This is a genomic window from Streptomyces hygroscopicus subsp. hygroscopicus, assembly GCF_001553455.1.
Classification (GTDB): Bacteria; Actinomycetota; Actinomycetes; order Streptomycetales; family Streptomycetaceae; genus Streptomyces; species Streptomyces hygroscopicus.
The window spans coordinates 1-14554 of sequence record NZ_BBOX01000057.1; the positions used below are offsets into that span (position 1 = coordinate 1).

10 protein-coding genes are annotated in these 14554 nt (G+C 74.9%); 1 reads left to right on the forward strand and 9 read right to left on the reverse strand.

What is annotated here, in order from left to right:
* From AXW62_RS07455 to AXW62_RS07495, 9 genes are all read right to left on the reverse strand, one after another.
* Positions 1-1988: molybdopterin-dependent oxidoreductase (locus AXW62_RS07455; RefSeq protein WP_252368522.1), on the reverse strand; the 1988-nt coding region annotated here is incomplete at its 3' end.
* A 140-nt stretch (positions 1989-2128) separates the two neighbouring features.
* On the reverse strand, positions 2129-3544 hold the full coding sequence (locus tag AXW62_RS07460; RefSeq protein WP_060943792.1) for a peroxidase-related enzyme: 1416 nt from the start codon (positions 3542-3544) through the stop codon (positions 2129-2131).
* A gap of 11 nt (positions 3545-3555) precedes the next feature.
* Positions 3556-5469, reverse strand: coding sequence for a dipeptide ABC transporter ATP-binding protein (locus tag AXW62_RS07465; RefSeq protein ID WP_079115511.1), 1914 nt, complete (start codon positions 5467-5469; stop codon positions 3556-3558).
* A 60-nt stretch (positions 5470-5529) separates the two neighbouring features.
* Positions 5530-6714 (reverse strand): M24 family metallopeptidase, encoded by a 1185-nt coding sequence (locus AXW62_RS07470; protein ID WP_060943793.1) that lies wholly within the window; start codon positions 6712-6714, stop codon positions 5530-5532.
* Positions 6711-7598 carry an ABC transporter permease gene (locus tag AXW62_RS07475; protein ID WP_060943794.1) on the reverse strand — a complete coding sequence of 296 codons (888 nt, stop codon included), beginning with the start codon at positions 7596-7598 and terminating at the stop codon, positions 6711-6713. Before AXW62_RS07475 ends, AXW62_RS07470 begins: the two co-directional genes overlap by 4 nt.
* On the reverse strand, positions 7595-8527 hold the full coding sequence (locus AXW62_RS07480) for an ABC transporter permease (protein WP_060943795.1): 933 nt from the start codon (positions 8525-8527) through the stop codon (positions 7595-7597). Before AXW62_RS07480 ends, AXW62_RS07475 begins: the two co-directional genes overlap by 4 nt.
* Positions 8524-10080, reverse strand: coding sequence for an ABC transporter substrate-binding protein (locus AXW62_RS07485; RefSeq protein WP_060943796.1), 1557 nt, complete (start codon positions 10078-10080; stop codon positions 8524-8526). Before AXW62_RS07485 ends, AXW62_RS07480 begins: the two co-directional genes overlap by 4 nt.
* Positions 10077-11252 carry a C45 family autoproteolytic acyltransferase/hydrolase gene (locus AXW62_RS07490; RefSeq protein ID WP_060943797.1) on the reverse strand — a complete coding sequence of 392 codons (1176 nt, stop codon included), beginning with the start codon at positions 11250-11252 and terminating at the stop codon, positions 10077-10079. The genes AXW62_RS07485 and AXW62_RS07490 overlap by 4 nt, the downstream gene beginning before the upstream one ends.
* Complete coding sequence (locus AXW62_RS07495; RefSeq protein WP_060943798.1) at positions 11249-13213, reverse strand: FAD/NAD(P)-binding protein; 1965 nt, start codon at positions 13211-13213, stop codon at positions 11249-11251. The genes AXW62_RS07490 and AXW62_RS07495 overlap by 4 nt, the downstream gene beginning before the upstream one ends.
* Before the next feature lie 372 nt (positions 13214-13585).
* Here AXW62_RS07495 and AXW62_RS07500 point away from each other — a divergent pair, with 372 nt between their 5' ends.
* Positions 13586-14392, forward strand: coding sequence for a GntR family transcriptional regulator (locus AXW62_RS07500; RefSeq protein ID WP_060943799.1), 807 nt, complete (start codon positions 13586-13588; stop codon positions 14390-14392).
* Positions 14393-14554: the final 162 nt, after the last annotated feature.

Sequence of the window (14554 nt, forward strand, 5' to 3'; positions counted from 1 at the left end):
CGGGTGGCGGGGTTGTTGGCGACGAGCCAGAAGGGGTAGGGGGACCCGGCCTCCGGCCCTGGGCCCGGGGCCGGAGCCGGGTCCGGGGCCGAGTCCGCGTCCGGGTCCGGGTGGGGGTCCGCGTCCGGGGGCAGCCAGGCCGGGTGGCCCGGACAGTCGTCGTAGCCGTACGAGGCGATGGTGGCCGAGAACAGCTCGATGCGGCCGCTCGGGGTGGCCAGCGGACGGGCCTCGGGGTCGGCGCGGAAACCGGCGTAGAGGGTGTGGTGTTCGCGCAGACCGCGCAGGGGGATGCGGCCCGCCCGCCAGAAGGTGCCGAAGTCCTCCTCGGGGGCGTACGCGGGGTCGAGGCCCGCCCGCCAGCCCTCGTAGAGGTGCTCCAGCCACTCGCGTTCGGTGCGGCCCCGCGAGAAGTCATGGCCGATGCCGAGCCCGTCGGCGAGGTCGGAGAGGGCACGGTAGTCGTCGCGGGCCTCGCCGACCGGTCCGGCGACGCGGTGCATGGCGATGAGCGCCGCGTCCTGGTTCGCGCCGCCGATGTCGTTGCGCTCCAGGGTGGTGGTGGCGGGCAGGACCACGTCGGCGTGGCGGGCGGTGGCCGTCCAGTGGGGCTCATGGACGACGACCGTGTCCGGGCGGCCGAAGGCACGGCGCAGCCGGGCCAGGTCCTGGTGGTGGTGGAAGGGGTTGCCGCCGGCCCAGTGGACGAGGCGGATGTCGGGATAGGTGTACCGCCCGCCGTCGTAGTCGAAGGTCTCCCCCGGGCACAGCAGCAGATCGGCGATCCTGGCGCAGGGGATGAAGTCGGGGACGGGGTTGACGCCCTGGTCGAGGGTGGGTAGCCGGTACGGGAGGGTGCCGGCGCCGATCCCGGCGGTGGCCCCGTACCCGTGACCGAACCCGCCGCCGGGCAGCCCGATCTGGCCGAGCAGACAGGCCAGGGCGATCCCCGCCCACAGGGGCTGCTCCCCTCGGCGGGCACGCTGCAGGGACCAGCTCAGGGAGATCATGGTCCGGTGCCGGGTCAGCTCGCGGGCGAGTCGGGCGATCCGGGCGGCGGGGATGCCGCAGATCCCCTCGGCCCACCGCGGGGTCTTGGGAACGGTGCCGTCCCGGCCGAGAACGTGACGGGCGAAGGTGTCGAAGCCCACGCAGTGGCGGCGGCAGAAGTCCGCGTCGTAGCGCCCCTCCTCGATGAGGACATGGCTGAGCGCCAGCATCAGGGCGGTGTCGGTACCGGGGACGGTGGCCAGCCACTCGGCGTCGAGTTCGGCCGCCAGGTCGTCGCGCACCGGGCCGACGAGGACGAACCGGGCGCCGCGGGCGCGCGCCTCGGCCAGCCGCTGCGCGGTGCGGTGACGGCTGATGCCGCCCGCGTTGACCTGGAAGTTCTTGGCCGGCATACCGCCGAAGCAGAGAAAGAGTCCGGTGTGCTCGGCCAGCACCGGCCAGGTGGTGGGGGCGCTGATCGGTGCGTCGTCGCCGACGACGTGGCGCAGCAGGGTGCGGGAGGCGCCCAGGCTGTAGGTGTTGACCGAACGGGTGTAGCCGCCGAAGCAGTTGAGGAAGCGGTGGATCTGGCTCTGCGCGTGGTGGAAGCGGCCCGCGCTGCCCCAGCCGTACGAACCGCCGAAGATCGCGCGGTTCCCGTGGTCGGCGCGGACCCGGCCGAACTCCCGGACCAGGAGGGAGATCGCCTCGTCCCAGGACACCCGTACGTAGGTGTCCACACCGCGCCGCGGATCGGGCCCGGGGCCGTTCTCCAGCCAGCCGCGGCGGACGTACGGGGCGAGAACCCGGCCGCGCGGGCCGAGCGCGGCGGGGATGTTGCGCAGCAGGGGCGACGGCTCGGGGTCGCCGGGGTCGGGGATCACATCGAGGCCGCCGCCGGGCAGCGGGGCGGCGCTGAACGTGCCCCAGTGCGAACTGTGGGGGCGGGGGGCGGAAGCGGGGAGCGGGTGCGGGGACGTCTGCGAGTTCGGGGGCACGGGCGGGTGCAGGGGCGCGGGCGAGTTCGGAGGCGTCTGCGAGCCCGTAGGCGCGGGCGAGCCAACGGGCACCTGCGAGTTCGGGAACACCTGCGAGCCCAAAGGCGCGGGCGGGCCCGGAGGCGTATGCAAGTTCGGGGTCATTCGGTGGCCTGCCTCCCGTCGTGTTCCTGATCCTCCCCCTCGACCGAACCGAGGCTCAGCATCAGGCGGTTGGCCCAACCGAAGAACGCCGCACAGTGGACGAGGTCGACCAAGGCCAGCTCGGTCAGACCCAGCTCGCGCAGCGCCTCCACGTCGGCCCCGGCCGCGGTGGCCGGGACCGGGGCGAGCCCCGTGGCCAGCCGGGTGATCAGCTTCCAGCGGCGGCCGAGGACGGCCGTGGAGCCGTAGGCCAGGAAGCGGCGCACCGGTGCGGGGTCGCCGTGCAGCCGGGCAGTGAGCCGGGCGTGCACCGAGGCGCAGTAGACGCACCCGTTGTACAACGACACGGCGGTGGCGGCCAACTCCCGTTCGGCGCGCGGCAGTCCACCCTCGGCGGTGAAGGCGGCCAGGTCGATGGCGGTCCGTACGGCGAGGATGCCGAGGTCATGGCCGAGGGTGCGGAAGTACGGCGTGTCGACGCGCGCCTTGCCGACGAGCGCGGCGCGGTGCTCCTCGCCCAACTCCCCCGGGGCGAGCGGGCGGATGGCGGGACGCCAGGTGAGGACGTCGGTGGTGTACCGCGGACCACCGGCCACGGTGGTCGAGGGCGCGCCGGGGTCGGTGCCGGTACCGGAGTCGCCGGTGGCCAACAGCGCCAGCCCGGCGGCCAGTTGCATCTGGTGGTTGGCGAAGGCGATGGTCTGGGAAACCGTCACGATCTGCGGATCGGTGAACCCGGCGGCGCGCAGCACGTCCAGCCCGCCCTGGGCCGGGGTGTGGGTGAGTAGCCGGGCGTGGGCGACGGCAGCGGCGATTCGGCCTGGTGTCGCCGCGCCCGTCGCCGTCGCCGTCGTCGTTGCCGCTGTCGCCTTCGCCGCCTTCGCCGCCGTGGCCGTATCGCCGTCGAGCGGGGCGCGGGCGATGATCCGGTCAGCGGTGGCGGTCTCCCCCGTGGCGGTGTCGAGCAGCGCGCGGTAGTGGCTGACGGCCGGGGCGCGGCGGTGCTCGACGGCCACGGCGAGGGCGGCCGCGGCGCGTTCGGCGACACTGACGCCGGTGTCGGTGACCGTTCCGGGGGCAGTGCGGGCGCTGGTGGCCGGACCGGAGCCAGTGGCCGGGCCGGGGCCGGTGGCCAGACCGGGGCCGGGACCGGTGGCCGAGCCGCGGCCAGTGGCCAGACCGGAGCCGGTGGCCAGACCGGAGCCGGTGGCCGGACCGGAGCCGGTGGCCGGACCGGAGCCGGTGGCCGGGCCGAGGCCGGTGCGGACGGGGAACAGCACCTCGTACGCGCGCTGCTCCAGCTCGATCAGCTCCGGGCGCAGCGCCCGCAGCCGGGCCAGCTCCGGCGTGGCACCCGCGAAGCGGTCCAGGACGTCGGTGGGGGCGTCGGTTTTCGGTACGGCTTCGTGCACGGCGGGGCCTTTCATGCCGGGCGGCGCAGGGACGGGGTGGCCTCGATCAGCGCACGGGTGTAGTGGCTGTCCGGGCGCTCCATGATCTGCTCGCGGTCCCCGGTCTCGACGATCCGGCCGTGGCGCAGTACGGCGATCCGCGAGCACATGTGCCGTACCACGGTGAGGTCATGGGAGATGAAGAGCATCGCCAGGCCCCGGTCCCGGCGCAGCTGGGTGAGGAGGTTGAGCACCTGCGCCTGGACGGAGACGTCGAGCGCGGACACCGGTTCGTCGGCCACCAGCAGCCGGGGCTCCGGCGCGAGGGCGCGGGCGATGCCGACGCGCTGGCGCATCCCGCCGGAGAGCCGGTCCGGGTAGGCCCCGGCCAGCTCCGGGTCCAGACCGACCTCGGTGAGCAGCGCGGCGACCCGTTCGCGGCGGGCCGCGCCCCGGGGGAGCGCGGCGCCGATGGTGTCGCCGATGCGGCGGTCGGGGTTGAGCGAACCGTACGGGTCCTGGAACACCATCTGGATCCCGGCGGCCAGCTCACGGCGGCGGCGCCGGGTGGCGCGGGTGATGTCCTCGCCGTCGAAGAGCACGCTCCCGGAGGCCGCCCGCTGGAGGCCGAGCAGCACCCGGGAGATGGTGCTCTTGCCGGAGCCGGACTCGCCGACGAGGCCGAAGGATTCGCCGGGCGCGATGTCGAAGTCGACGCCGTCGACGGCCCGGAGCGGGGGCCGGCCGAGGGCACCGGGGTAGCTGACGCCGAGCCCGCGGACCCGGAGCAGGGGGGTGTCTCCTCCACCCCGCCCCTTCCCGAACCGGGGCTCCGCCCCGTCCCCCCGCTCGGGGGACGCCACCCCGTCCCCCCGCTCGGGGGACGCCGCCTCCGGGCCGCGCTTCGGGGACTCCGCCCCCGCACCCCCGCCGGGGCCCCGCCCCGGACCACCGTCCTCCACCCCCGCGATCCGGAGGGACGGGTCGGCGAGGGACTCCTCGTCGACCGGGCCCACCAGGGCGGCGACGGTTTCGGGGACCGTGGCGAGGCGGGTGCCGGGGATGTCGTCCATGCGGGGGACGGATGCCACCAGGGCGCGGGTGTAGGGGTGTTCGGCGGCGGTCAGGATGCGTTCGGTCGGGCCCTGTTCGACGACCCGGCCGCGGTACATGACCACCACGCGCGAGCACATCTGCCCGACCACCCCGAAGTCATGGGTGACCAGCACCACCGCCATGCCCATCTCGCGCTGCAGCTCCGCCAGGAGTTCCAGGACCTGGGCCTGGACGGTGGCGTCGAGCGCCGTGGTGGGCTCGTCGGCGATCACCAGCTCCGGTTCGTTGACCAGTGCGGCGGCGATCATCACTCGCTGGCGCATCCCGCCGGAGAACTGGTGCGGATACTCCTTGGCGCGCCGCTCCGGCCGGTCGATGCCGACGCGTTCCAGCAGCTCCACGGCGCGGGTGCGGGCCTCGGACCGCTTCACGTCGTGGTGCAGCCGGTACGCCTCGGCTATCTGCGCGCCGACCGTGCGGTACGGGTTGAGCGCGTCCAGGGCGTCCTGGAAGACCATCGACACGCGGCGGCCGCGCACTCCGCGCAGGGTGCGTTCCCCGGCGCCGACCAGTTCCCGGCCGTCGAGCCGGATGGATCCGGTGATCCGTGCCCGCGGCCCGTGGAGGCCGAGGACCGCCAGTCCGGTGGCGCTCTTGCCCGAGCCCGACTCCCCCACCAGGCCGACCGTCTCGCCCGGCCGGACCTGCCAGGACACCTCGCGCACGGCCTCGACGCCGGCGTCGGGGAAGGCGACGCTCAGGCCGGACACGTCCAGCAGCGGGGCCCTCCGCCGTTCGGCCGCCCGTTCCCGGCCCCCTTCTTCCGCCGCCCGTTCCCGGCCCCCTTCCGCCGCCGGTTCCCGCCCCCGTTCCGCGGCCCGTTCCGTCATGCCTTCCCTCGCCCGTTCCGTCACCGGTTCCGTCCTCTCAGACCGCTCAGATCAGACCGCTCAGACCTGGATCAGGTCGCGTCGGGTGTGGGTCAGCAGCTCATGGCCGTCTTCGGTGATCACCAGGCTGTCGGAGTGCTGGAGGCCGCCGAAGCTGGGGATGCGCAGGTTGGGCTCGAAGGTGAGCGCCATCCCGGGCGCCAGCACCAGGTCGTCCGTTGGGCCCAGGCTCGGCTGCTCGTGCGGGCCGAGGCCCAGGCCGTGGCCGATGCGGCCGGGCAGGTAGTCGCCGTAGCCGTGGCGCACATAGCTTTCGCGGGCCGCCTCGTAGACCTCGGCGCAGGTCAGTCCGGGCCGCAGATACGGCTGGACCTCCTCGCGGATGGCCAGCAGCGCCTCGAAGGCGCGCTGCCGCTCGGCGGGCAGCGGGCCGACGGCGACGCTGCGCTCGTTCTCGGCGTGCATGCCGTCGATGGCGGTCCAGATGACGGTCCACTGGATCTCGCCGTCGACCGGGCGGCGGGAGGTGGGCGGTGCGGAGTTCATCGGCACCCGGTCGCCGACCAGGGAGTAGGCCCACAGGGCGTTGAAGACGCCGCCCTCGAGGTTGCCGAAGTCCATGGCGAGCCGGTCGGGGTGGCGCCCGGACCACACCTCCTGCATGGTGCGCATGGCGGCCGAGGAGACCTCGACCTCGCTGCGCCGTGCGGCGACCGCCTCCAGCGCCGCGTCCATGCCCGCGTCCGCGATCTCGCAGGCGACGCGGAGCGATTCGAGTTCGGCGGCGTCCTTGACGTAGCGGGCGCGCATCAGGGCCTGGCCTGTGTCGCTGAAGGCCGCCCCGGGGAGGGTGTGTTCGAGCCTGCGCTGGTAGGTGACGGGCAGGAACTCGCCCTCGACGCCGATCCGGGCGTCGCTCAGCCCGCGTTCGGCCATCACCTCGGCGAGCACCTGCCACCAGTGGTCGGGGCCGATCTCCTTGGCCCAGCGCCCGTAGGGGCGGATGTCGGAGATCCGGGAGACGGTACGGGAGCTGTGGGCGCGCAGCGCGTGCAGGACGAACACCGGCTCGCCCTCGGCGGGCAGCACCACCAGCACCGGGTGGGAGTAGATCATCGGCGTGTAGCCGGAGAGGTAGAAGGTGTTCTGCGGCTTGACGACGACCATGGCGTCCACGCCGTCGGCCCGCAGGTTGTCCTGGACGCGGGCCCAGCGGGCACGGACGGTCTCGGTGTCGGGGATCATGCGGTGGTGCTCCTCGCGGTCACGGTCTTCTTCACGGTGCTGCGGGCCGCGCGGCGTCCCTCGCCGCGCCCGGCGAGCCGCTCCCCCAGCAGATTGGCGCCGATCACCAGCGCCACCAGGCCGAGGCCCGGAGTCACGGCGATCCACCAGGCGCCGAGCAGCTGTCCCTGCCCCTCGGCCACCATCAGCCCCCAGTCGGGGGCGGGCGCCTGGGCGCCGAGGCCCAGATAGGTGAGCCCGGCCTCCATCAGCACGGCGCGGGACAGATCGAGGGTGGCGGTGACGGCGACCAGACCGCGCACCCCGGGCAGCAGGTCGTACCTCAGCACCCGCCAGGTGGCGACGCCCTGGGTCAGCGACGCCTCGACGTACGCCATGGTGCGCAGGGCGAGCACCCGTGAGCGGACCAGGCGGAAGTACGCGGGCCAGCCGGTCAGCGCGATCACCAGCACCAGGACGGCGGTGGACTGGCCGCCGAAGGTCAGCACCAGCAGCGCCAGCAGGACGGACGGCAGGGCCAGTTGCACATCGGCGAGCCGGGAGAGCACCTGGTCGGGCCAGCCGCGGGCGAATCCGGACAGCAGTCCGAGCAGCGTCCCGGCGAGGCCGCCGCAGACCACCGCGAGCACGCCCACCAGCAGCGGGGTGCGGGCGCCGTACAGCAGCCGGCTGAGCAGGTCGCGGCCGAGCTGGTCGGTGCCGAGCGGATGGCCGTGGACGCCGGGCGCGGCGTCGGTGTGGGCGAGGTCCTGGGCGAGCGGATCGTGCGGGGCGAGCACGGGCGCGAGCAGCGCCATCAGCACCACGAGGGCGAGCAGTACGGCGCCGGTGGCGCCGGCCGCGCCGGGCCGAAAGCGCCGGCCGGGGATCCTGGGGTGGCTCATCGGCTCTGTCCTCCCTGGTGCCGGACGCGCGGGTCGAGCACGCCGTAGAGCAGGTCCACGACCAGGTTGACCACGACGAAGGCGATGATCAGGAAGGTCAGGTCGGCGAGGACCAGCGGATAGTCCTGGTTCTGCAGTGCGGTGATGGCGAGCTGGCCGACGCCGGGCCAGGAGAACACCGACTCCACGATCACGGTGCCGCCGAGCAGCGCGCCGGCCTCCAGGCCGAGGACGGTGACGGTGGGCAGCATCGATCCGTACGCGGCGTGCCGGACCACCCGGGCGCGGCTCATGCCGAGCGCCGTCCCGGTGCGGGAGTACGGCCGGGCCAGCTCGCCGCGGAGGTTGTCGCGGAACACCCGGGCCAGCGGCGGCAGCACCCCGCAGGCGAGGGTGACCGCGGGCAGCAGGACGGAGGTGGCGGTGGTGGCGCCGGAGGTGGGCAGCCAGGCCAGTTCCACCCCGAAGACCCACACCAGCAGGACACCGATGTAGAAGCCGGGCACCGACTGGGTGAGGAACACCAGCCACATGGGCCATTCGCGGCGTGCCCCGCCGCCCTCGCGGGATCCGGTCCACACCCCGATCAGCAGCGCCGCGGCGGCGGCTCCGGCGAGGGCGACGGAGGCCAGCAGCACGGTGGCGCCGAGCCGTTGCAGCACCACGTCCATGGCGGGCTGCTGGAAGGTGAGCGAGTCGGGGAAGTGGCCGCGCAGGGCGTCGCCGAAGAACGACGCGTACTGCTCGGCCAGCGGACGGTCGTAGCCGAGGGCGTGGCTGAGCTGGGCGACCTTCTCGGGCGGGGAGCCGACCGGGGCCATCATCACGGCGGGGTCGCCGGAGGAGTGCAGCAGGCAGAAGACGGCCGAGAGGGCGCCCCAGACGGCCAGGACGGTCAGCGCCAGACGGCGGACCAGGAAGCGGATCATCGGGTGGCCCCCTTCCAGGACATCTCGGCGGGGCGGACCCAGTCGTCGGGCCTGGCCCGCCAGGTCAGGCCCTCGGCGGTGGCGTAGAGGCCGGGCTGCGGGAAGAGGAAGAGCACCGGGGCCTGGTCGCGGGCGCGCCGTGCCGCGCGGGCGTACAGGGCGTCGCGTTCGGTGCGGTCGTCGGTGCCGCGCGCCCGGGTGACGGCGTCGGTGAACTCCTCGTCGTCCCAGTAGGCGTAGGGGCTGCTCGAGACGAAGAGCCCGTAGAGCCCGCCGGCGGCGAGGGTGGGCCACGCCTGGGTGATGTACTGCATATCGGGCATCGCCTTCTGTTGCAGGTACTTCTGCATGTAGACGGCGAACGGCACGCTGTTGATCTTCACGCTCACGCCGGTCTCGCGGAGCTGCTGGGCCACGGCCTGCACGACGAGTTCGCCCGCCACGTACTGGCCGCTGGGCACGGTCAGCTCCAGCCTCAGCGGGCGGCCCCTGCCGTAGCCGGCCTCGCGCAGCAGCGCCCTGGCCCGGTCCGGGTCGTGGGGGTAGCCGGTGAGGCCCTCGGTGTAGCCGGAGTAGGACGCGGTCATCAGCTGGCCGGGGCTGGGGGCGACGGTGTTCTTCAGCAGGCTGGAGGTGATGGCCCGCTTGTCGACCGCGTAGTTGACCGCGCGCCGCACCCGTACGTCGCGCATCGGGCCCTTGAGGGTGTTGAGCTTGATGAACGCCATCCGGGTGGTGTCCAGCCGCTGGATCCGCAGGCCCCGGTCGGCGCGCAGCCGGTTCAGGTCCTGTGGGTCGAGCCCGGCGACGGCGTCGAGTTCACCGGAGAGCAGCCCGGAGACACGGGCGGCCTCGGAGGGGGTGACCCGGAAGGTGACCCGGCGGATGGCGGGCGCGGGGCCCCAGTAGTCGTCGCGGGCGCGCAGTTCGATGGTGCCGCCGGGGCTGTAGTCCGTGATGGCGTACGGGCCGGAGCCCATCGCCTCGGTGGCGGGCTTGTGGCGCGCGGCCCAGCGGGGCTCCAGCAGGTACAGGAAGGACAGCGCGCCGAGCAGATCGGCGTCGGGGCGGGAGGTGACCAGGTCGACGGTGCGCCGGTCCACCTTCTCCGCGCGGGTGAGGCCGGGGAAGTTGGAGGTCATGCGCAGCGCGTTGGCCGCGTCGAGCAGCCGCCGGACGTTCCACACGACGACGTCGGCGTCCAGCGGGGTGCCGTCGGCGAACGCCGCCCGGGGGTGGAGGTGGAACCGCCAGCGGGTGGGCGCCACCCGCCGCCAGGAGGTGGCGGCGTCCGGGCCGATGGTCAGGTCGGGTCCGCGGGTGACCAGCGAGGAGTGGACCGAGGACAGCACGGACAGATCGGTGCCGACCGAGGTGGTGTTCATCGGGTCGAGGGTGGTGACGGCCGCGGAGAGCCCGATCACCACGCGCGAGGCGTCCGCCCTGTCCCGCGGGGTGTCGCCGGGCAGGCAGCCGGCCAGGGCCGGGCTGAGCGCGAGTCCGGCGCCGAGGCCGAGGAGGCCGCGCCGGGTCAGCGGTGGGGTTCCGGTCACCGGGCCGCTCCGGCTGCCGGGGAGTCGCCGAACACCGTCCGGTCGGAGGCGCAGGGGTTGCCGAGGGTCACGTAGAAGGAGCCCTCGGGAAGTACGGCGATGGAGGCGTAGGTCGTCTCGGAGCCGGCCCCCTCGGTCTGGTGGCGGCAGAGCGAGTCCTGCGGATAGCCGGTGTGGTCGGCGAGCAGTGCGGCGAGGGCGCCCGGGGTGAGCCCGTGGGAGGCGCCCAGGGCGCGGCCGGCGGTGGCGGAGCGGTGGTACGAGGAGGTGTTCTCCTCCGGGCCGGGCGCGAGCGGGGCGGTGGCCGGGCACTCGTAGTGGTTGGTGAGCACGTGGTGGTCGGCCCGGTCGCGGACAGTCACCCCGGAGGCGGTGGCCTCCACGGCGAGCCGGTCGCCCGGATCGGCGAGCGCGATGTTCAGCCCGCTCAGCCGGGGCTGTTCGCGCAGCAGGTCGGCGAACTCCCCGGCGGTGCGGGCGCGGCGCAGCAGATCGTGCGAGTTGATGAGGATCCATCCGGTGCCGGAGGCCCGCCAGTCCACCGCGGTGCGCTCGCTCCACACGCCGGAGGTGGACATCGCCACCCCGGAGTCGTTGATACCGCTGCCCGGCCACAGCACACTGCCCGCGACGGTGACCTCGGTCATCCGCCGCCCGTCGGGGTAGCGGCGGCGCAGCACGGCGTGCCGGGCGAAGTGGCCGGCCATGTCACGGGTCTTGGCGAGCAGGGTGTGCCCGGCGGCGGCGCGGTCCCCGGAGGCCAGGAGCTGGCTGCACTCCTGCGGGACCCAGCGCAGCACCATATGGGCGGGCAGGTTGAGGGCGAGGATGTCGTCCAGGGGCGCGTCCGCCCCCTCGGCGATACCGCACAGCTCGGCCCACTGCTCGGGGTCGTGGCGGCGTACGAAGCCGGCGTTGGCGGCGAGGCACTCGCGGTAGCGGCTCACCGACGCCTCGTCGGCACACAGTTCGGCGATGTCGCGGCGGACGGCGGCGATGTTGGCGGCGATCGCCGCGCGGGCGGCCCGGCCGTGCTGCCGGCCCTGTTCGGCGGGGTCGCCACAGAGGTCGAGGTAGGCGGGGTCGGCCGACTCCCCGGCCGACCCCGGGCCCAGCCCCCACTCCCGCCAGTGGCTGGGGTGGGCGGCGCGGACGGGTTCTGCGACGGTCACTGCTGACGCTCCTCGGTCAGGGGACGGCGGGGGACGGGGGCGGCGGTGTGGCCGCCCTGTGATGGGGCGACGGCGCGCAGGAGTTCGGCGGCGACGCGGTCGGTCTCGTGGAAGAAGTCCGCGTTCGTCCCCGGCCGGGCGCCGATGGCGGTGGTCCAGCGCACGCCCTCCAGGGGGACGCCCACGGCGAACAGCGCCCGGTGCGCCGTGCCGTCGGGGCGGCGGACCCGGCCGTCGGCGGGGCGGACGTCGAGCGCGCCGGTGGGCAGCGGTTCGGCGTCCGGCCCGGCCGGGGGCAGCCGGTGGGGACGGGCCACGCCGTCGGCGAGGAGCCGGCGGACGACACCGGGGCCGTCGGTGGTGACGTCCGTTCCCGGCAGCCAGGCGTCGATCACCGCGTCGGGCCGTACCGACAGCCCCGCCACCACCGCGGACTCCCCCAGGGTCCCCGGGCGGGCCGGCCCCAGCAGGCGCACCACGCCCGCGTCGAGCAGCGCCCGCAGCTGGCGGACCCGCAGCGCGGGCGGGCCGCCGGAGACGAAGTTGGCGAAGCCGTTGAACCAGCCGAGGACGTCCCGCCGGTAGGACGCGCCGCTGAGGTTGCCCGCCGTGATGAGCCTGCGCAGCGCGGGGCGGGCCTGGCGGATGGCGACGGCGAGCGCGGCGGCCGGGGGCACCCGGGGGTCGGTGGCCGCGGCCACATCGGCGTCGAGGTGCCGGGCCCACCAGGCGTCCAGCTCGGCGGGGCGGGCGAAGCTCCGCCCGCGCAGCGGTTCGGCGACCGCCTCCAGGTCCAGCCGGAGGGCGGCGGGGGCGGCGGTGCGCAGGGCCGCCTCGCGGTCGGGGCCGGGCGGTTCGGCGAGGGCGCGGCGCAGCGCGCCGGGGTCGGGCAGGTGGCCGGGGTGGAGTTCCAGCACCCGGTCGTACCAGGCGAGTTCGAGGTCGGCAAGCAGCCAGGGCAGGACGTCGGCGCGGAAGTCGAGCCGGTCGCGGGCGGCGAGCGCGGCGACCCGCTCGGGGGTGAGGAAGGCCACCGGCGCCGTGACCCCGGGGGCGTCCACCCGGGCGTGGAACGGGACACCGCGCCGGCTGGTGATCCAGATGCGCGGCTCCCGGCCGCTGGGGGTGTAGCCGTGCTCGCCGAAGCGGCCGCCCCGGCCGAGGGTGAGCAGGGCGAGCACGTCGAAGGCGTTGAGCCCGCCGCCCCGCAGCAGCACCCGGGCGCCGGGGGCGATGGTGTCGAGGGCGTAGTCGGTGGGGTGGCCGCCGGGGAGGTGGAGCGGCTCGCGCCGCGGCGGGGCGGCGGGCGCGTCGAGATGGCCGGTGGCCAGGACGACGGCGCGGGCCGCCAGCCGGTCCCCGTCGTCCAGCACGACCTGGTATCCGGCCGGTGCGCCGGAGGCGCCCGCCGGAGCGGCGGAGGCGTCCCCCGGGGCGGTGGAGGCGTCCCCCGGGGCGGCCAGCGGCGTCACCCGCACCACGGCCGCCGTGCGGACCGCTATCCGTATCCGGTCCCCGGCGGCGGCCCGTATCCGCTCCAGCGCGTCGCTGAGATATGCCCCGTAGACGCGGCGCGGGGCGTAGTCGCGGTCATGGGCGCGGGCGGCGAATTCCGCGGCGGTGGAATCGGGATGGCCCTTCCCGGCGATGGCCCGCAGCCATTCCGAGAACGTGGGACCGGTGTCCACGGGCGCGTCCAGACGCACCGATCCGTCGGGGAAGACGGTGTTGTCGGCCACCATCGTGTTCATCAGCAGCTGCGGCGGCTGATCACGCCGCCACACCCGCCCGGCGCCCGGCGGATACGGGTCGACCAGCACCGCACGGAGCGGCCGGTCGCCCGGGACCGCCCTCGCCACCAGCCGTTCCAGCACCGACACCCCGCGCGGACCGGCCCCCACGACCACGGCGTCGACCGGCCGGCGGTCGGGCGCCTGCGCGGGCACGGCGGAATCGTTCATAGAGATGTCACATTTCTCGGAAGCGGGCTCGGGAAAGCGGCGGAAAGAAATCTTGCGGGCGCCGTCCGCGCACGTCAAACGGTTCTTTGGGGGATCTCAAATACTGACTTTGAGCGCCGCCCCGAATAGCGGGCGGGGCACCGGCGAATCTGTTGCATCAGATTTCCCGGCGGACGGGGAATAGGGTGTTGCCGCTGCCGGTCGGACCCGCCGCGACCCGGCCCGGTGCCCACCTGCTGCATCAGGCCGGGGCTGTGGTTTCCGTCACAGCCGCCCGCCGGGGGCCCCGGAGCCCCGCGCGACCCTTGAGAAGCACACGAGAAGAACCCGCGCGACCACCGAAGCGCAAGAGAAGAAGCGGACGACACGACCATGACCGCATCCGAACCGCCCGAGCCGCCCGAGCCGCCCGCCTATCTGCGCCTGGCCCGGGACCTCCGCCGCCGGATCGAGGACGGCCGGCTCCCGGCCGGCGCCCAACTGCCCTCCCGCGCCCAGCTGGCCCGGACCTACGGCGTCGGCCCGAACGTGGCGAACTCCGCGGTGCGGGTGCTGATGGCCGAGGGGCTGGTGCACGGCCGGGCGGGCAGCGGGGTCTACGTGCGCGAGCCCCGGGCGCTGCGCCGGATGCTGCGCTCATGGCACGACGGACGGCTCAGCGGCACCCCGTACGTGCTGGACCTGCCCGGCCACGGCGGCGACGGCCGCCGCGAGGGGAGTTCGACCACGGTGGCCGCGCCGCCGGGGATCGCCGAGCGGCTGGGGCTGGCGCCGGGGGCGCAGGTGGTGCGCAGCGCGTACGTGTTCTGGAGCGGCGGCGGGAGCGACGGGGCCAACGGGGCCAGGGCGGGCGAACGGGCCATGATCTCGACGAGCTGGGAGCCGCTGGAGCTGACGGGCGGCACCCCGGTCGCGCTTCCGGAGGCGGGCCCGCTGGCGGGGCGCGGGGTGGTGGCGCGGATGGCGCACATCGGGCTGCCGGTTGACCGGGCGGTGGAGGCGGTCGTGGCGCGCACGGCGTCGGCGGAGGAGGCGTCGCTGCTGGAGATCGCGGCGGGTTCGGTGGTCGAGGCGCTGGAGCGCACGTACTACAGCGGCGACCGGGCCGTGGAAACGGCGGACATCGTCGTCCCGGCCGCGCGCTACCAGCTGGTGTACGAGTTTCCGGTCGGCTCCTGACCGGCGACGCGCGAGCGCCGCCCCGAGCGCCGCCCGAGCGCCGTCCGGGCACCGGGTGCCGGCGGCCCTCACCGTCGGCGTGCTCGAGGACGCGGGCCCATGGCTCACTCTCCGCCGGGAGCGGCGCGGTGGGGGGGGTGACACCTCGCCCCGGGGGAAGCC